Consider the following 16245-nt stretch of genomic DNA (forward strand, 5'->3'; position numbering starts at 1 on the left):
CTCCGCCGCGCACTGTCGCCAGCGCGGCACGCCTTGCCGCTCAGTTCAACCGAACTTCATGCCCCTGGGGCGCGCCTGCAGCCGGTGGATGTAGGCATCGAGCTTCGGGCGGTTGCTGCGGCCGCCGAAGGCACGGTGCCAGATGAGCATCGAGCCGATCATCACGTCGGCGGCCGTGAACTGGGCGCCGAACAGGTAGGGGCCGTCGCCGAGCTCGCGTTCGACGGCGTCCTTGGCCCGCTCGAAATCGGTCCAGCCGCGCGCGCTGTTGTTGCTCCTGATCTTCAGCAGGCTGTCGCCCATCGAGGGCTCGAGCTGCGCGGTCGAATAGACCATGAGCGACAGGTAGCGCCCGCGCTCGGGCGTGCCCACGGCCGGTGCCAGGCGCTTGCCGGGGTACTTCTCGGCGATGTACATGCAGATGGCTGCGTTCTCGAAGATGCGCGTGCGGCCGTCGACCAGCGCGGGCAGCTTGCCGGCCGGGTTGATCTTCAGGAACTCGGGGCGCTTGTGGGCGCCTTCCCGGATGAGGGTGGGCACGATCTCGTAGTCGACCTCGGCCTCGTCGAGCATCCACCTGGCGACCTGCGCACGGCTGTGCGGGTCGAAATACAGCTTCATCGTCATGCGGGGTCTCCTTGGTGAGTGGGGAGAAGAGCGGTCAGAACTTTGGAATGCGCAGGGTCTTGCTGATCATCAGCGTGCCCGAGAGCGCGAACAGCAGCACCAGCGGGTGCAGCTGCCAGGGGCCGAGCGTCCAGGCGCCGCCCCACACGTTGGCGCCGAGGGCGCCTTTCGAGGCCGCGTAGGCCAGCACGCCCACCAGCACCACGCTGGTCGGGATCGGCGTGCCTTCGAAGTACTTCACCTTGTCGGCGCCGGCCGAGAGCGCCTCGGCCGTCACGTTGTAGCGCGCGAGCCGGCTCACGCCGCAGCCGACGAAGTAGATGAGCACGGCGCAGTCCCAGCCGCCGTCCAGGCCGGCGGCGAAGCCGAGCGCGGCGGGCAGCACGCCGAAGGAGATCACGTCGGCCAGCGAGTCGAGTTCGCGCCCGAGCGCCGACTGGGTCTGGCGCCAGCGTGCGATGCGGCCGTCGAGCACGTCGAAGATGAAGGCGGCCGGGGCGAGCGCCGCGGCCCAGTAGAAGTGCGCGAGCGACTGGCTGCGCATGAAGGCCATCGCGAAGAACACCGCCCCGACGCCGCAGGCCGCGTTGCCGAGGGTGAACACATCGGCCAGGTGAAAGCCGCGGATCATCGAGAAGTGCTTGCGGGCCGGCGGGGACGAAGGCGTGGTCATGAAGGCGGGGAAAGCTGCGAAAGGAACCGCACCTTAACCCAAGCGCGGCCCGCTTTTTGTAGTCGCGCGCCGACGCCCCGTCGGCGCCCCGTCGGCGCGCTCAGGCGGCTGGCTGCGCCTTGGCCTCGACGATGCGTGCGAAGCGCCCGAGCAGGCCCGCCGCCGCGTCGGTGGGGCGCACGCCTTCGCGCAGCGCCGCGGCATCGAGCCCGTCGGCGGCGAGGTCGCGGGCCAGCAGCTCGATGTAGCCGCCCATGGTTTTGGCGTCGAACTCGGGATGGAACTGCAGGCCCCAGGCCTGCGCGCCCACGCGGAAGGCGTGCACCGGCTCGTGCGCGCTGTGGGCCAGCTTCACAGCGCCCTCGGGCAGGCGCAGCGCGCTCTGCCAGTGGATCGCCTGCGCCGGGAACTGCGCGGGCAGGTCGCCCAGCAGCGCGTCACCGGCGGCGGCCGCGTCGAGCGTGACGGTGACCGTGCCGACCTCGGGCCCTTGCGGGTGGTGGCCGGCCTCGCCGCCAAGTGCGTGCGCGAGCAGCTGGTGGCCGTAGCAGATGCCGAGCACGGGCGTGTCGCGCGCGACCAGCTCGGCGAGCCAGGCGGCGGTGGTTTCGCTCCAGGGTTCGCGGTGCGACACCATCGCGTGCGAGCCGGTGACGACCACGCCGGCCACCTGGCCGGGCGCGGGCAGCGTGTCGCCGCGACGCGGGTCGACCACCACGAGGGGCAGGGTCTGCGTGCCGAGGCCGTCGGCGATCCAGTGCTCGAAGTCGCCGCGGCCTTCGCGCAGCGCGTCATGGGTGTCACCGACCTTGACGATGACCAGGGGATACGGGGGCGTGCTGTGCATGGCGTCGATCATGCCGCAGCGCAACGTGCGCCGGTCAGCGCCGGGACGATTCCCGACGGTGCAGCAGGTCCATGAAGGCGCGGCCCACGGGCGAGGGCGAGCGCCCCGCGCGCGTGACCAGCCCGATGGGCCGCGACATCAGCGGACGCTGCAACGGCACGGTGGCCAGCTCGTCGTTCTGCGACAGCTGCAGCGCAAGCCGGGGCAGGGCGGTGAGCCCCAGCCCGGCCGCCACCAGCGCGCCCGCCACGGCCACGCTCGGGTATTCGAGCGCGGGCTGCACCTGCAGGCCGCGCTGCAGGAAGGCGGCGTCGGTGATCGGCCGGATGCTGCTCTGGAAGCTGCTCGCAATGAAGGGCCGCGTCGCGAACACCGACCACGACACCGAGGCGCGCGCGGCCAGCGGGTCGTCGCGCCGGCACAGCAGCACGAAGGGGTCGTCGCGCAGGTGGCGGTACAGCAGGGGCTCGTGCGCGCCGGGGCGCACGCTGAGGCCGAAGTCGGCGCGGCCTTCGTCCACCGCGGCGCGCACCGCATCGGCCGGCCCTTCGATCAGCGAGAACTGCACCTGCGGATGTTGCTGGCGGAACTCGGCGATGGCGCCGGGCAACAGCGCCACGCCGGTCGAAGGCAGCGCCGCGATGGTGAGGTGGCCGCTGCGGCCTTCGAGGAACTGCGACAGCTCGCTGAACGAGCTGTTGAAGTTCTCCAGGATGCGCAGCGCGATCGGCAGCAGCTCGCGCCCCGCCGGCGTGAGCTCGACGTGCCGCGTGTCGCGGTCGAACAGGCGCGCGCCCACCAGGTCTTCGACGATGCGCACCGTGCGGCTCAGCGCCGGCTGCGACACGTGCAGGGCCTGCGCGGCGGCGCGGAAGTTGGTGGTCTTCGCGACTTCGACGAAGGCCTCGAGCTGCTGCAGCGTGATGTCGACTCGCACGGACGCGGCTCCCTCGGGGTGGCTGTGGATTGATCCATCCAAGTTATCACAGATATAGGAATATTGTTCTTCACAGATCAATGCGCGACGCCGAGACTGGCGCATTCGATACACGGAGACAAGGGGCCCGCGCGCCCCCGTGACATGGACACCAAAATTCTGGAAGGCATCCGGGTGCTCGAGCTCGGACAGGTGCTGGCGGGGCCCTTCGCGGGCGCGATCCTGGCCGACCTCGGCGCCGACGTCGTGAAGCTCGAGCGCGTCGAGGGCGGCGACGACGCGCGCCACATGGGCCCGGCCTTCCGCCACGGCGACGCGCTCAACTTCCACGTCTTCAACCGCGGCAAGCGCTCGGTCGCCATCGACCTGAAGAGCGAAGAGGGCATGGCCGCCTTCGAGACCCTGGCGGCCGGCGCCGACATCCTCATCCACAACCTGCGCCCGGGCGTCACGCAGTCGATGGGCATCGATGGCCCGTCGCTGTGCGCGCGCCATCCGCGGCTCATCTACTGCGAGATCTCGGCCTTCGGCCACACCGGCCCGCTGCGCATGCAACCGGGCTACGAGCCGCTGATCCAGGCCTTCAGCGGGCTGTCGAGCATCAACGGCGGGCCCGACGATCCGCCGATGCGCACCGGCGCCTCGGTCTGCGACCAGGGCACCGGCATGTGGGCCGTGATCGGCGCGCTGGCGCTGCTGCAGCGGCGCCACCTCACGGGCCGGGGCGGCGTGGTGAGCACCTCGCTGCTGGAAACTGCGCTGGTCTGGACGGGGCAGAAGGCCGACGCCTACGTCAACGAAGGCCGGCTGCCCGATCGGCACCGTTCGGGCCATCCGGGCTTCGTGCCCTACGAAGCCTTCGACACCGCCGATGCGCCGCTGCTGATCTGCTGCGGCAACGACCGGCTCTTCGCCAAGTTCGCGCACGAACTCGGGCGCGACGACTGGACCTCCGACGCGCGCTTTGCGGGCAACCGCCAGCGCCTGCAGCACAAGGCGGCGCTGTTCGACGAGATCGGCCCGCTGCTGCGCGCGCGCGCCCGCGCCGACTGGATGGCGCGCTTCACCGCCGCCGGCGTGCCCTGCGCGCCGGTGCACACCGTGCCCGAGGCCGTCGCGCACCCGCAGGTGGAGGCGCTGGGCATGCTGCAGCCCGTGCCGGGCGAAGACTTCCGGCTCACGGCGCTGCCGATGTCCGTCGATGGCGTGCGGCCCGCGCACCGCGCGGTCGCGCCCCGGCTGGGCGAGCACAACGCGGCGCTCGGCGCGCCGCCGGTGCCGCAGCGCGACAGCGCCTGAGCGACCGCACCTTTTCCTTCTCAAAAACTACATCCCACCGGAGACATCACCCATGCGCACTTCCATCTTCCGCCTCGGCGCGGTCCTGGCCTTCGCGGTCGCGGCGGCGGCACCTGCCCACGCGCAGGACTACCCCGCCAAGCCGCTCACCGTCGTCGTGCCCTTCGCGGCCGGCAGCGGCACCGACCAGCAGGCGCGCAGCATCGCGCAGGCGCTGACCACCGAGTACAAGGTGCCGGTGATCGTGGAGAACCGCGCCGGCGCCAGCGGCTTCCTGGCCGCGCAGTACGTCGCCAAGGCCGCGCCCGACGGCTACACGCTGCTGATGACCACCAACACCACGCACGCCGCCAACGAGCACCTGTACAAGAAGCTGCCCTACGATCCGGTGAAGGACTTCACGCCCGTCGCGCTGCTGTCCAAGGGCCACATGCTGCTGCTGGTGGGGGCCGATTCGCCGATCAAGTCGGTGGCCGACCTCGTGGCGGCGGCGAAGAAGTCGCCGGGCAAGCTCAACTTCGGCAGCGGTAGCTCGTCCAGCCGCGTGGCGAGCGAGCTGCTCAAGCAGATGGCCGGCATCGACATGGTGAACGTGCCCTACAAGAGCAACCCGATGGCCATCACCGACCTGCTGGGCGGGCAGGTCGACTTCATGTTCGCCGACGCGCCCACGGCGCTGCCGCACGTCAAGAGCGGCAAGCTGCGCGCGCTGGCCGTGAGCGGCGACAAGCGCCTGGCCGCCGTGCCCGCGCTGCCGACTGTGGCCGAGGCGGGCGTGAAGGGTTACGACATGTCGTACTGGACGGCCGTCTACCTGCCGCCGGGCGCGCCCGCGGCCGTCACGCGCAAGCTCAACGAGATGCTGGTGAAGGTGTCGGCCTCGCCGGCCATCGTCGCCTACCAGGCCATCTCCAGCGGAGAGGCCGCCACCGGCACGCCCGAGGCGCTTGCGAAGTTCCAGGCCGACGAGTCGCAGAAGTGGGGCCGCGTGATCCGCGCCGCCGGCATCGAGCCGGAGTGAGTCGTTGAGGACGCCGGCGCGGCGTGCCGGGATTTCCTTTGTGCCGTCTTCGACGGCTTTGTTCTCGCTTTCAGCGCCGGCTCATCCCGCCGGGCTTTTCTTTCGGATTCGTCCGATGGCCGGCCGCGGCTGATTTTCCTAGAGTGCTTCGTTCCCTGCGCGCGGGCCGTTTGCCGGCCTGCCTGCGCTTCTTTCCCTTCGTTCGATGGCGGCCTTCTTTGAATGAAGGCGCCCGAAGCACTCCATGTCTTTGTCCCGATTCATTTCTTTCCCTCCGCGCCTGCGCGCGGGCCGCTGGGTGCTCGCCGCGACCATGGGGGTCGCGGGCTGCGGCCCGGTCGCGGTCACGCCTTCCGTGCCGCTGCCTCCTCTGCCACCGCCCTCCGAGCCGATGCACATGGTCGCGCCTGTCGCGGCGTCTTCTGCTGCGGTTGCACGCAAAGGGGGCGTGTACCGGACGACACCGGCCGTGGCGCCCGAGCTGGCGCAGGTCGTGTTCTTCCGCCCTGCGACGTCCACGCCCAGCGCGGGCGCCGCGCATGTGTACGTCGACGGCGAGTTCCACGCCGCATTGATGCCCAACGGCTTCACGCGCCTGTGCGTGGCGCCGGGCGCGCACTCGCTCGAGGCCTACATCGACGACGCGCCGCTGTACGCGGGCAAGTCGCAGCCGAAGACGCAGGCCGTGCTCGAAGGCGGGCGGACGGTGTTCGTGTCCGTGTCTGAAATGGGCGAGGGCGCGCCAGTGCCGCATGGGAAGCGCACCGCCGAGCGCATGCTCAAGGGCGCGCGCGAGCAGCGGCAGGTGATTAGCCGCGCAACCCGCGTGCAGCCCTGCCGCGAACCTTCCGAGCCCGCCCGCCGGGCCTGACGCGACCGACGGTCTTCATTCAGCGGATGTGCGTCGCGTAGGCCGCCTCGGCGGCCTCCAGCTGCGTCCAGAAGCCTTGCGGCGCGCGCCCGTGCAGCACCTCGTCGAGCACGCCCAGGTGCGCGTGCCAGCCGCTGGCCACGCTCAGCGTTTCCTTGCGGTCGGGCAGGCGGCGGTGCGTGAGCACCAGGTGCGTTGTTTGCGCACCCTGCGGCGACAGTTCGAAGCTGACCTCGGACGCGTCCTCGCGCTCGCTGTCCCAGCTGATGACCAGCAGGGTCGGCGGCTCGATGCGCAGCACGCGCGAGTGCTGCACGTGGGTCTCGCGGTAGGCCGCGAAGCGCTCGGGTGCGACTTCGCCCGACAGCTCGGTGTGCTGGAAGCGCAGCTCGAACACCGCACCCGGCGCCTGCGCCATGGTGCCGCCGGCCAGCCAGCTGCGGCGCTTCTCGGGGTCGACGAGGTAGGTCCACACGCGGTCGATGGGGCCGGGCAGGGTGCGCTCGATGCGCAGGGTGCCGGGCTCGGTCTGCGTGCCCAGGCTGTGCTTCAGGGTCGTGGTCATGGGTCGGTGCTCCTTGGGTGAATGAGGGGAGAGAAGGCGCTCACGCGCGGCCGTGGCCGTCGGCGTGGGCATCGCGCTGCAGCGCATCCGCCAGCGCGTCCAGGCGGTGGTTCCAGAAGACTTCGTACGCGCGCAGCCAGGCATCGGCCGTGGCGAGCGCCGCCGGTTCGAGCCGGCACACGTGCGCGCGGCCCTGCACGGTGCGCGACACCAGCCCCGCGCGCTCCAGCGTCTTGACGTGCTTGGAGGCGCCCGCGAAGGACATGCGAAACGGCGCGCCCAGCTCGCCCACGCTGCATTCGCCTTGCGCGAGCAGCTGCAGCATGGTGCGCCGCGTGCTGTCGGCCAGGGCGTGGAACACGGCGTCGAGCCGTTCGTCTTCGATTTCAAGTTCAACCATGAAGTTGAATATAGATTGGTTTCGAAGAAAATTCAACCCGAAGGTTGAATGATGAAGTGGCGTTACACCTGATACACCCGGGACGCCGTGCGCGCCCCGGGCGCTGGAAGCGCGGGGGCGGCGCTCCTACGATGCCTTTCATTCCATCCACTCGCGAAAAGAAAGACGCACGCACATGAACCCTCTGATCCAGCGCCGCACCCTGTTGCTCGCCGCCGCCGTGACCCCGCTCGCCGGCGCCTGCAGCGCATGGCCGAAGAAGGGCGCGCCGTCGGACGCCGAAACCCAGCTCGCCGAACTCGAGCGCGCCTGCGGCGGGCGCCTGGGCGTGTCGGGCTTGCACACCGGCAGCGGCGCGCGCCTGCAGCACCGCGCGCACGAGCGCTTTCCGCTGTGCAGCACCTTCAAGCTGGTGCTCGCCGCGGCGGTGCTCGAACGCAGCGCGACCGACGCCAGCCTGCTCGGGCGTCGCGTCAGTGTCGGCAAGGGCGACCTGGTGTCGCACTCGCCGGTCGCCGAGAAACACCTCGCCACCGGCATGACCGTGAACGAGATGTGCGCGGCCACCATGCAGTACAGCGACAACGCTGCCGCCAACCTGCTGCTGAAGGTGCTGGGCGGGCCGTCCGCCGTCACCGCGTTCGCGCGGCGCATCGGCGACACCACCTTCCGCCTCGACCGCACCGAGCCCGAGCTGAACACCTCCATTCCCGGCGACCCGCGCGACACGACCACGCCCGCGGCCATGAGCGACACCGTGCAGCGGCTCGCGCTGGGCGACGCGCTCGGCGCGCCGCAGCGCGAGCAGATGCGCGAATGGCTGCTCGGCAACACCACCAGCACCGAGCGCTTCCTGGCCGGCGTGCCCAAAGGCTGGCGTGTGGGCGACAAGACCGGCGCGGGTTCGTACGGCAGCACCAACGACGTCGGCGTGCTGTGGCCGCCGTCGGGCGCGCCGCTGGTGTTGTCGGTCTACCTGACCTTCCCCGACAAGGACGCGAAGAACCGCAACGACGTGGTCGCCGAGGCCACGCGCATCGCAGTGAAGGCCCTCGCGGGCTGAGGCGGCGACGGGGCCACAATGGGCGCCCCATCTTTCCCCGTCGCCCCATGGACCTGAGGTCTCTTCGCTATTTCATCGCGGTGCTCGAAGCCGGCAGCCTGTCGCGCGCGGCGGCGTCGCTGTACGTGGCGCAGCCCGCGCTGACCGCGCAGATCAAGAAGCTCGAGGCCGAACTCGGCACGCAGCTGTTCGACCGCTCGCACGTGGGCGTTACGCCCACGGCCGCCGGGCTGCAGCTGTACCAGGACGCGCGGCGCCTGCTGTCGGATGCCGCCGCCATGCGCGAGCGGCTGCAGCGCGCGCCCGACGGGCCCGAGGGCTCGGTCACGGTGGCGGTGCCGTTCCTGCTGGCCTCGCTGCTGCTCGGGCCGGTGCTGGCGCGGCTGAAGCAGTCGCATCCGCGCATCCGCGTGTTCGTGATCGACGACCTGAGCCTGATGGTGCGCAAGGCCATGGTCGATCGCCGCGCCGACATCGGCCTGCTGGTCGACACCCCGAGCGTCGAGGGGCTGGACGTGCGCCCCTTCGTGCGTGAAGGCATGTTCCTCTGCGGCTTCGATGCGAAGGGCGAGGTGGCGGCACTGCTCGGAAAAAGTGCGAAGGGTGGGCGCGCGAAGAAGGGCGCGCCGGTTCGCCCCACAGTGCCTTTCGCACGCGCCGCGAGCCTGCCGCTGGTGCTGCAGTCGCGGCGCTTCAGCATCCGCCAGCGCGTCGAGGCGGCGGCCGAGGCGGTGGGCGTGGAACTCAACGTGGTGCACGAGCACGACTCGGCGCGCGTGCTGCGCTCGCTCTACCTGGCGGGCGCGGGCTTCACGGTCACGCCGGCCTGCGCGCTCGCGGACGGACCGGGCGATCAGCCGAACTGGTTGATTGCCCGCATCGTCGAGCCCGAGCTGGCGCGCACCTACCACCTGGCCACGCCGGCCGGCAAGGTGCCCGACGCGGCCACGCAGGTCGTGAGGCAGGCGCTGGCCGACGAGGCGCGATCGATGATCGCCTCGGGCCGCTGGGACGCGCAGTTCCTGGGCGACGGCAAGGCGTAGCCATCGCGCACGGCGGTGCCGTGCGCCGGGGCCATCATCTTTTGTGATGGCCGCGCATCAGCAATCGGTATTTGTTGTGCAGCGGCGTTGTTTGCGAAAGTTCTCCCCACGGTGCACAGGCACCGGCCTCAAGGAGACAACTTGCCCTCACTTTCGTCCGAGGTCGCCAACGTCGGCGAACTCGCATCCCGCGCCGCCCGCCTGCATGCCCGGCAGATCGCCGTGACCAGCCCGCAGCGCGCCTGCACCTACGAACAGCTCGACCGGCGCGCCAACCGCCTGGCCAATGCCCTGCGCGGCCTCGGCCTGCAGCGCGGCGACCGCGTGGGCGTGTACCTGCCCAACTGCGTCGAGATCGTCGAGCTGGAGCTGGCCTGCTACAAGGCCGCGCTGGTGAAGGCGCCGATGAACGCGCGGCTCGCGCCGGTCGAGGTGTCCGAGGTCATCGAGAACAGCGACGCCGCGCTGATCGTCACCACCGCCGCGCGCGCCGAGACCTTCCTGCCGCTCTTGAAGGGCGCGGCCCCGAAGCTGCTGCTGCTCGACGCGGCCGAAGGCACGCCTGCTTCCTACGAAGGCCAGCTGGCACGCGCGAGCGACGCCTTCACCTGCGAGCGCGTGCGCGCCGACGAGCTGGCCGTGCTGCACTACACCTCGGGCTCCAGCGGCGTGCTCAAGGCCGCGATGCAGACCTTCGGCAACCGGCTGGCCCAGCTGCGCAAGTTCCTGTCGCGCAGCGAAGGCCTGCGCCCCGGCGACCTGCTGGGGCTGGTGGGGCCGATCACGCACGCCTCGGGCATGCAGATCGTGCCGGCGCTGTGCAGCGGCGCGACCATCCGCCTGTTCACCGGCTTCGAGCCCGCGCGCTTCCTGGACGACATGAAGAAGGAACGTGTGACCCACACCTTCATGGTGCCCACCATGATCAACATGCTGCTGGCCGAGCTGCAGGGCCGCTACCGGCCGCTGCCCGACCTGCAGCGCCTGGGCTACGGCGCCGCGCCGATGGCGCCCGCGCGGATCATGCAGGCGATGGACGTGTTCGGCCCCGTGCTGTCGCAGGGCTACGGCGCGGGCGAGACCACCTCGGGCGTGTGCGGTCTCTCGGTGGAAGACCACCTGTTCGCGCGCGCCGCCATGCCCGAGCGGCTGGCCTCGTGCGGCCGGCCCTTCCTCGAGTCGCTGGTGGAGATCGTCGACGACGAAGGCCGGCCGGTCGCGCCCGGCGAGGTGGGCGAGATCGTGGTGAGCGGCGAGGACATCTTCGCCGGCTACTGGCGCGCGCCCGAGCTCACGGCCGAGGTGCTCAAAGAGGGCCGCTACCACACGGGCGACCTCGCGCGCGCCGACGACGAGGGCTACATCTACATCGTCGATCGCAAGAAGGACATGGTCATCAGCGGCGGCTTCAACGTGTACCCCTCGGAGGTGGAGGCCGTGCTGTACCAGCACGCGGCGGTGGCCGAGGCCTGCGTGTTCAGCGTGCCCGACGACAAGTGGGGCGAGGCGGTGGCCGCGCACATCGTGCTGAAGCCGGGCGCCTCGCCCGACACGGCCGGGCTCGACGACTTCTGCGCCGCGCGGCTCGCGGGCTTCAAGCGGCCGCGCCGCATCGAGTTCGTCGAGTCGCTGCTGAAGAACGCCAACGGCAAGGTCGCGCGCAAGGCGATCCAGACGCCGTACTGGGCCGGCCACGCGCGGCGCGTCAATTGAAAGAGAACGACATGGATACCACGCTGACACCTTCAGCTGCACCCACCGAGGCTTCGGCCATCCGCGCGCCGCTCTTCGACGGCCCCTTCGAGGGCTCGCCGCGCGCGGCCGAGCTGATCGCCCGCATCGGCGATTTCCTGAACGGCGAGCTGGCCGAGCTGGTGCGCGAGAAGGGCATCGACCACGAGCACGGCCCCGACAAGGAGACGCTGCGCCACGTCTGGCGCCGCTCGCACGCGATGGGCTTCTACGGCATGACGCTGCCGCCGGCGATGGGCGGCCTGGGCCTGTCGCTGGTCGACCATGTGCTGGTGAAGGAATCGATCTACGCCAGCGGCTCGCCGCTCGCGCCGCATGTGTTCGGCGAGCTCAGCGGGCCGCCGCGCGTCGGCGCGCTCGCGAAGTTCGCGACGCCGGAGCAGATGGCGACGTTCATCCGTCCGGTGGCGCAGGCAGAGAGGGCGATCTGCTTCGCGCTCACCGAGGCCGAAGCCGGCTCCGACGCGGGCGCGGTGCAGACGCAGGCGCGGCGCGAGGGCGATGTGTATGTGCTGAACGGGCGCAAGCGCTTCATCTCGGGGTCGCCGTTTGCCGATCTCGCGGTGCTCATGGCGTCCACCTCGGACGATCCGGCGCGCCGCGAGGTGACGGCGTTCTTCGTCGACCTGACGCAGCCGGGCGTCGAGGTGCAGGCGGGCTACAAGACCATGGCGGGCCAGTCGACCACGGGCGACATCGTGCTCACCGATTGCCGCGTGCCGGCCGCGAACCTCATCGGCGAGCCCGGCAAGGGGTTGGCGCTGGCGCTGGGGCGCATCACGGTCAACCGGCTGCTGCACTGCCCGGGCATGGTGGGGCTGGCGACCGTGGCGCTGAAGGACGCACGCGACTACGCGCGCACGCGCCGCCAGTTCGGCCGCGCCATCGCGCAGTTCCAGGCGATCCAGCATTCGCTGGCCGACATGGCGACGCAGCTGTGCGCGGCGCGTGCGCTGATGCTGTCGACCGCACGGCAGATCGACGCCGGCGGCGACCCGCGCGCCGAGGCCTCGATGGCCAAGCTGTTCTGCTCGGAGGCCGCGTTCCGCGTGGCCGACGCGGCGGTGCAGATCCACGGCGGCGAAGGCATCGTGCAGGGGCGGCGCGTGGAGTTTTTGTTCCGCATGCTGCGCATGTACCGCGTGCTCACGGGCACGAGCGAGATCCAGAAGAACATCATCGCGCGCGAGCTGATCGGCGATGCGGCCTGAGACCGAACCAGACAATCAGGAGACAAGACAAACCATGACTATCAATGCCAATCGCCGCGCGCTGTGCGGCGCGATCGCGGCCTCGGCGCTGCTGCCGGCCGTTGCTCGCGCAGCTGGCGCGAACGCCTCCGCCTGGCGGCCGACCCGCCCGGTCAAGTGGGTCGTGCCGTACCTGGCCGGCACCGGCCCGGACAACGCCGCGCGCATCCTCGCGGAAGCGCTCGGGCCCTTGCTGGGGCAGCCGGTCGTCATCGAGAACCGGGGCGGCGCGGCCGGCAACATCGGCGCGCGCCAGGTCGCACGGGCCGCGCCCGACGGCTACACCTGGATCTACTCGAGCGCGCCCATGGCCGCCAACATGCGCATGCAGCAGAACCCGGGCTACGACGCGCTCAAGGACTTCCGCCACATCATGCGGCTCACCACCTCCGACGTGCTGCTGGTGGTGAATGCGGGCTCGGGCATCCAGACCCTGCAGGAGCTGGTGGCGCGTGCGCGCGCGAACCCCGGCAAGCTCGACTACGCCTCGGGCGGCGTCGGCACACCCTCGCACCTGGGCGTGGAGCTGTTCCTGCAGGCGGCGGGCGTGCAGGCCACGCACGTGCCGTACAAGGGCGCGTCGGAAATCGTCAACGCGGTGCTGGGCAACCAGGTGAACTTCGGCATGCCGATCTTCTCGGTGGCGCTGCCGCACGTGCAGGGCGGCAAGCTGCGCGCCCTGGGCGTGGCCGGCGCCAAGCGCAACGCGGCCTTGCCGCAGGTGCCGACGCTGGCCGAGCTGGGGCTGCGCGGCGTCGAGCTCACGTCGTGGGGCGGCGTCTCGGTGCCGGCGGGCACGCCTGACGCGATCGCTGCGCGCATCTACGAGGTGTTCGGCCAGGCGCTGAAGCAGCCGTCGGTGATCACCGCGCTGACCGAGCTGGGCAGCGAGGTGAGCCCGTCGACGACCGAGGCCTACGTGCAGGGCTTCGCAAGCGAGATGGAACTGACCGAGCGGATGATGAAGACCGCGAAGCTGCAGCCGTTGTAAGAAGCAGGCTTCAGAGCACGAACCAGCCCACGGCCACGTAGTGGCTCGCGGTGCCGGCCAGCACGAACAGGTGCCAGGCGCCGTGCGCGTGGCGCAGCCCCCGCCGGTTGCGATAGAACACCGTGCCCACTGTGTAGAGCACGCCGCCCGCGACCAGCCAGGCCAGGCCGGTGGCGTGCAGCTTGGCCGCCAGCGGCGCGGCGGCCAGAACGCCGAGCCAGCCCATGCCGATGTACAGCGGCAGCGAGGGCTTCTTCGCCGTGCCGGTCTCGGCGGGTTTCAGCTCGCGCCAGATGCCGAAGCACGCCGCGCTCCAGATCGCCGCGAGCAGCAGCCAGCCCCAGGGGCCTTGCAGCGTGACGAGCGCGAAGGGTGTGTAGGTGCCGGCGATGAGCAGGTAGATCGCGCAATGGTCGGCGCGCTCCCACAGGCGCTTGCTCCGGCCGCGCGTGCTGTGAAAGAGCGTGGAGGCCGCGTACAGCGCCACGGCCGAGAGCGAGAACACCAGCCCGCCCGCGATGCGCGCCGGATCGCCCGTGGGCAGCGTCTTGGCGAGCAGCAACGCGGCGGCCGGCAGCGCGAGCAGCAGGCCGAACAGGTGGCTGTAGCCGTTGAGTCGTTCGCCGGGGTACATGAGGTGCTGAGGTGCGGTGGGGAAGTGGGCGCGTCGGGCGCACGCGGATGCTAGGGAAGGGCCATGACTGCCCCGTGACCGGGCAAACCCTGTCTGGATTCCGGTTGCAAATGTTTACATTCAGCGGCCGGGATGCGTTCCCGACACCCGCCGCGTGCTTTGGCGCACCCGCGCCGGCGGGCCTTCTCACCGTGAGGGACTGCCGATGAAAAAAAGTTTGATGTCGTGGCGCCGGGCTGCTGTCCTGTGCGTCGCCATGGGGAGCGCCGCTGTCGCTTGTGCGCAAGTGCAGCAGTTCAAGTGGGGCCACATCTACGAGCCCGCGAGCATCTTTCACCAGCAGGCCGAACTGGCGGCGCGCAAGATCGCCGAGCAGTCCGAGGGCAAGATCAAGATCGAGGTGGTGCCCGCCTCGAAGCTGGGGCAGGAGCGCGACTACGCGCTGATGCTCGCCAACGATTCCATGCAGATCGCCTACGTCGGGCAGGCCACGCTGGCCGAGGGCTATCCGCCGCTGGGCCTGGGCAGCTACCCCTTCGCCTTCAAGGACCTGGACCACGTGCGCAAGTACCTCGCGAGCCCGCTGCTCGCGGACCTGATGAAGGGCTACAACGAGCGCAGCGGCAACCGCATGGTCGCGTCGGTCTACTACGGCGCGCGGCAGGTGACCTCGGGCAAGCCCCTGCAGCGCCCCGAGGACTTTCGCGACCTGCGCCTGTACGTGCCCGACGCCGCGGCCTACCAGCTCTTCGCCACGGCGCTCGACGCCAAGCCCGTGTCGCTGCCGTTCAACAGCCTGTACGGCGCGCTCAAGAAGAACGAGGTCGAGGCGCAGGAGCATCCGCTGGGCACGGTGCGCGCCAAGCAGCTGTACGAGGTGCAGAAGTACGTGCAGCTCACGGGCCACATCTACGACACGCTGGGCATCGTCATCGGCAAGGCGGCCTGGGCCCGGCTCACGCCGGCGCAGCAGGCGATGGTGGAGAAGACGCTGGCCGACACGGCCAAGTGGACCAACGTCGGCGTGATCGCCAGCGAGCTGGAAGACGAGCAGTTCCTGCGCGGCAAGGGCATGACGGTGCAGCCGGTCAACCGCCTGCCGTTGCTGGAGCGCGTGACGAAGCGCTCCACGCCCGAGCAGATGGGCGCACGGCCGGGCGACTTTGCCAAGCTGCAGGCGCTCGCCGGCGCGGCGAACTAACCCGCGCGCTGGCGGTAGCCGCGCGGCGTGCTGCCGGTCCACGTGCGAAATGCACGGTGGAAGGCCGGCGTGTTGTCGAAGCCGACCGAGGCGGCGATGCGGTCGATGGGCTCGCGCGTCTTCACGAGGCGCTGGATCGCGAGGTCGCGCCGCACCTCTTCCTTCAGCGCGCGAAAGCTCGTGCCCTCGGCCGCGAGCTGGCGCGACAGCGCGCGCTCCGACATGTGCACCGCGCGCGCCGCCGCGCCCAGCGTGGCGTCCGAGGCGAGGTGCGCGGCGACGAACTCGCGCACCGCGGCGCTGGTGGTGTCGTGGTCGAAGGTGACGAAGATCCAGTCGTCGGGCGCGCGGCGCACGAAGTCGAGCAGCTCGGCGCGCGTGCGCTGGAAGGTCTGGCGCAGCACGGGTTCGGCAAAGCGCACCGAAGACGTGTCTTGCTCGAACTGCAGCGGGCCCGGGAACAGGTTGGCGTACTCGTCGAAGCGTGCCGGGCGTGGGAACGCAAAGCCGACGCCCAGCACCGGCAGCTGCCGCCCCATGAGCCACGAGGCCACGCCGTGGATCAGCTTGACCATCAGCGCATGGCCGAAGGGCGTGGTGGGCCGCGCGGCGGCTTCCGGGTGCGGCGCGATGGCGATCGTGGCCACGCCGTGGGCACGCGTCATGCGCAGGCGGTGGTCGTCCAGCAGCAGGTTCCAGAAGCGCGTGAAGCGGTACATGGCGACCATGAGCGAGGGCGCATCGAGCAGGCTGAGCCCGAGGTACTTGAGCGCGCCCGCGCGGATCGGGCGCGACCACAGGCCCAGCATCTCGTCGCCCATGAAGAGCGACACGCACTCGTACATGCGAACGAACTGCTCGCGCGTGACGCGTGCGCCGTCCTGGCGCAGCAGCTGCGGCGAGAGGCCGGCCTGCGCGGCCAGCAGGTCGATGTCGCGCGGGCTGAGCTGGCGGCGCGCGCCGCTCAGCAGGTGCTGCAGGAAGCTGACGGCGACGGTGGCGCGCTCTGGCGGCATAGCGTGGGTGCGTGAAAAGACGGTTGGCGGAATATGCAAATGAATGGGCGCGATC

Annotated in this window: 17 protein-coding genes; 9 read left to right on the forward strand and 8 right to left on the reverse strand. The window is 70.6% G+C overall.

The window, feature by feature from the left end; genetic code table 11:
• Window positions 1-45: 45 nt before the first annotated feature.
• From AC3WQM_RS09975 to AC3WQM_RS09990, 4 genes are all read right to left on the reverse strand, one after another.
• Window positions 46-627, reverse strand: a complete 582-nt coding sequence (locus AC3WQM_RS09975) for a glutathione S-transferase family protein (protein ID WP_492678371.1) — start codon at window positions 625-627, stop codon at window positions 46-48.
• Window positions 628-661: 34 nt separating this feature from the next.
• Window positions 662-1300, reverse strand: coding sequence for a CDP-alcohol phosphatidyltransferase family protein (locus AC3WQM_RS09980; protein WP_062475593.1), 639 nt, complete (start codon window positions 1298-1300; stop codon window positions 662-664).
• A gap of 100 nt (window positions 1301-1400) precedes the next feature.
• On the reverse strand, window positions 1401-2147 hold the full coding sequence (locus AC3WQM_RS09985; protein WP_492678373.1) for a glutamine amidotransferase: 747 nt from the start codon (window positions 2145-2147) through the stop codon (window positions 1401-1403).
• 34 nt (window positions 2148-2181) lie between these two features.
• The gene (locus AC3WQM_RS09990) at window positions 2182-3084 is read right to left on the reverse strand and encodes a LysR family transcriptional regulator (RefSeq protein ID WP_492678375.1); all 903 of its coding nucleotides are present in this window, start codon (window positions 3082-3084) and stop codon (window positions 2182-2184) included.
• A gap of 144 nt (window positions 3085-3228) precedes the next feature.
• On the opposite strand from AC3WQM_RS09990, the gene AC3WQM_RS09995 reads away from it, so the two are divergent.
• The 3 genes from AC3WQM_RS09995 (at window position 3229) to AC3WQM_RS10005 (ending at window position 6275) form a co-directional block, all read left to right on the forward strand.
• Window positions 3229-4383 carry a CaiB/BaiF CoA transferase family protein gene (locus tag AC3WQM_RS09995; protein WP_492678377.1) on the forward strand — a complete coding sequence of 385 codons (1155 nt, stop codon included), beginning with the start codon at window positions 3229-3231 and terminating at the stop codon, window positions 4381-4383.
• Between the two features lie 52 nt (window positions 4384-4435).
• Window positions 4436-5404 carry a Bug family tripartite tricarboxylate transporter substrate binding protein gene (locus AC3WQM_RS10000; protein WP_492678379.1) on the forward strand — a complete coding sequence of 323 codons (969 nt, stop codon included), beginning with the start codon at window positions 4436-4438 and terminating at the stop codon, window positions 5402-5404.
• Between the two features lie 244 nt (window positions 5405-5648).
• Complete coding sequence (locus AC3WQM_RS10005) at window positions 5649-6275, forward strand: hypothetical protein (RefSeq protein ID WP_492678381.1); 627 nt, start codon at window positions 5649-5651, stop codon at window positions 6273-6275.
• Between the two features lie 19 nt (window positions 6276-6294).
• On the opposite strand, the gene AC3WQM_RS10010 is transcribed toward AC3WQM_RS10005, so the two are convergent.
• Together AC3WQM_RS10010 and AC3WQM_RS10015 are read right to left on the reverse strand one after the other, a co-directional pair.
• Window positions 6295-6840, reverse strand: coding sequence for an SRPBCC family protein (locus AC3WQM_RS10010; RefSeq protein ID WP_492678382.1), 546 nt, complete (start codon window positions 6838-6840; stop codon window positions 6295-6297).
• Window positions 6841-6880: 40 nt separating this feature from the next.
• On the reverse strand, window positions 6881-7240 hold the full coding sequence (locus AC3WQM_RS10015; RefSeq protein ID WP_492678384.1) for an ArsR/SmtB family transcription factor: 360 nt from the start codon (window positions 7238-7240) through the stop codon (window positions 6881-6883).
• Window positions 7241-7415: 175 nt separating this feature from the next.
• Here AC3WQM_RS10015 and bla point away from each other — a divergent pair, with 175 nt between their 5' ends.
• The 5 genes from bla to AC3WQM_RS10040 all read left to right on the forward strand — a co-directional run bounded on the left by bla (window position 7416) and on the right by AC3WQM_RS10040 (window position 13339).
• Window positions 7416-8303 carry a class A beta-lactamase gene (gene bla, locus AC3WQM_RS10020; protein WP_492678386.1) on the forward strand — a complete coding sequence of 296 codons (888 nt, stop codon included), beginning with the start codon at window positions 7416-7418 and terminating at the stop codon, window positions 8301-8303.
• 47 nt (window positions 8304-8350) lie between these two features.
• Complete coding sequence (locus AC3WQM_RS10025) at window positions 8351-9346, forward strand: LysR family transcriptional regulator (RefSeq protein ID WP_492678388.1); 996 nt, start codon at window positions 8351-8353, stop codon at window positions 9344-9346.
• 141 nt (window positions 9347-9487) lie between these two features.
• Window positions 9488-11059: an AMP-binding protein gene (locus tag AC3WQM_RS10030; RefSeq protein WP_492678390.1), complete on the forward strand. Its 1572-nt coding sequence runs from the start codon at window positions 9488-9490 to the stop codon at window positions 11057-11059.
• 11 nt (window positions 11060-11070) lie between these two features.
• Window positions 11071-12309 carry an acyl-CoA dehydrogenase family protein gene (locus tag AC3WQM_RS10035; RefSeq protein WP_492678392.1) on the forward strand — a complete coding sequence of 413 codons (1239 nt, stop codon included), beginning with the start codon at window positions 11071-11073 and terminating at the stop codon, window positions 12307-12309.
• Window positions 12310-12343: 34 nt separating this feature from the next.
• Window positions 12344-13339 carry a tripartite tricarboxylate transporter substrate binding protein gene (locus AC3WQM_RS10040; protein WP_492678394.1) on the forward strand — a complete coding sequence of 332 codons (996 nt, stop codon included), beginning with the start codon at window positions 12344-12346 and terminating at the stop codon, window positions 13337-13339.
• A 10-nt stretch (window positions 13340-13349) separates the two neighbouring features.
• On the opposite strand, the gene trhA is transcribed toward AC3WQM_RS10040, so the two are convergent.
• A complete protein-coding gene (gene trhA, locus AC3WQM_RS10045) occupies window positions 13350-13973 on the reverse strand; it encodes a PAQR family membrane homeostasis protein TrhA (RefSeq protein WP_492678396.1) in 624 nt (207 codons plus the stop codon).
• 205 nt (window positions 13974-14178) lie between these two features.
• On the opposite strand from trhA, the gene AC3WQM_RS10050 reads away from it, so the two are divergent.
• Window positions 14179-15174, forward strand: coding sequence for a sialic acid TRAP transporter substrate-binding protein SiaP (locus AC3WQM_RS10050; RefSeq protein WP_492678398.1), 996 nt, complete (start codon window positions 14179-14181; stop codon window positions 15172-15174).
• Here AC3WQM_RS10050 and AC3WQM_RS10055 read toward each other — a convergent pair.
• Entirely contained in the window at window positions 15171-16190 is a 1020-nt protein-coding gene (locus AC3WQM_RS10055) for an AraC family transcriptional regulator (protein ID WP_492678400.1), read from the reverse strand. The genes AC3WQM_RS10050 and AC3WQM_RS10055 overlap by 4 nt on opposite strands.
• Between the last annotated feature and the right edge of the window lie 55 nt (window positions 16191-16245).

The sequence above is a fragment of the Variovorax sp. FW301-JW7 genome, from assembly GCF_058788795.1.

Coding starts and splice junctions, on each gene's coding strand:
- AC3WQM_RS09985 (WP_492678373.1), bottom strand. CDS start 2,147: ATGCACAGCACGCCCCCGTATCCCCTGGTCATCGTCAAGGTCGGTGAC.
- AC3WQM_RS09980 (WP_062475593.1), bottom strand. CDS start 1,300: ATGACCACGCCTTCGTCCCCGCCGGCCCGCAAGCACTTCTCGATGATC.
- AC3WQM_RS09975 (WP_492678371.1), bottom strand. CDS start 627: ATGACGATGAAGCTGTATTTCGACCCGCACAGCCGTGCGCAGGTCGCC.
- trhA (WP_492678396.1), bottom strand. CDS start 13,973: ATGTACCCCGGCGAACGACTCAACGGCTACAGCCACCTGTTCGGCCTG.
- AC3WQM_RS10055 (WP_492678400.1), bottom strand. CDS start 16,190: ATGCCGCCAGAGCGCGCCACCGTCGCCGTCAGCTTCCTGCAGCACCTG.
- AC3WQM_RS10025 (WP_492678388.1), top strand. CDS start 8,351: ATGGACCTGAGGTCTCTTCGCTATTTCATCGCGGTGCTCGAAGCCGGC.
- AC3WQM_RS10010 (WP_492678382.1), bottom strand. CDS start 6,840: ATGACCACGACCCTGAAGCACAGCCTGGGCACGCAGACCGAGCCCGGC.
- AC3WQM_RS09995 (WP_492678377.1), top strand. CDS start 3,229: ATGGACACCAAAATTCTGGAAGGCATCCGGGTGCTCGAGCTCGGACAG.
- AC3WQM_RS10050 (WP_492678398.1), top strand. CDS start 14,179: ATGAAAAAAAGTTTGATGTCGTGGCGCCGGGCTGCTGTCCTGTGCGTC.
- bla (WP_492678386.1), top strand. CDS start 7,416: ATGAACCCTCTGATCCAGCGCCGCACCCTGTTGCTCGCCGCCGCCGTG.
- AC3WQM_RS10000 (WP_492678379.1), top strand. CDS start 4,436: ATGCGCACTTCCATCTTCCGCCTCGGCGCGGTCCTGGCCTTCGCGGTC.
- AC3WQM_RS10040 (WP_492678394.1), top strand. CDS start 12,344: ATGACTATCAATGCCAATCGCCGCGCGCTGTGCGGCGCGATCGCGGCC.
- AC3WQM_RS10035 (WP_492678392.1), top strand. CDS start 11,071: ATGGATACCACGCTGACACCTTCAGCTGCACCCACCGAGGCTTCGGCC.
- AC3WQM_RS10005 (WP_492678381.1), top strand. CDS start 5,649: ATGTCTTTGTCCCGATTCATTTCTTTCCCTCCGCGCCTGCGCGCGGGC.
- AC3WQM_RS10015 (WP_492678384.1), bottom strand. CDS start 7,240: ATGGTTGAACTTGAAATCGAAGACGAACGGCTCGACGCCGTGTTCCAC.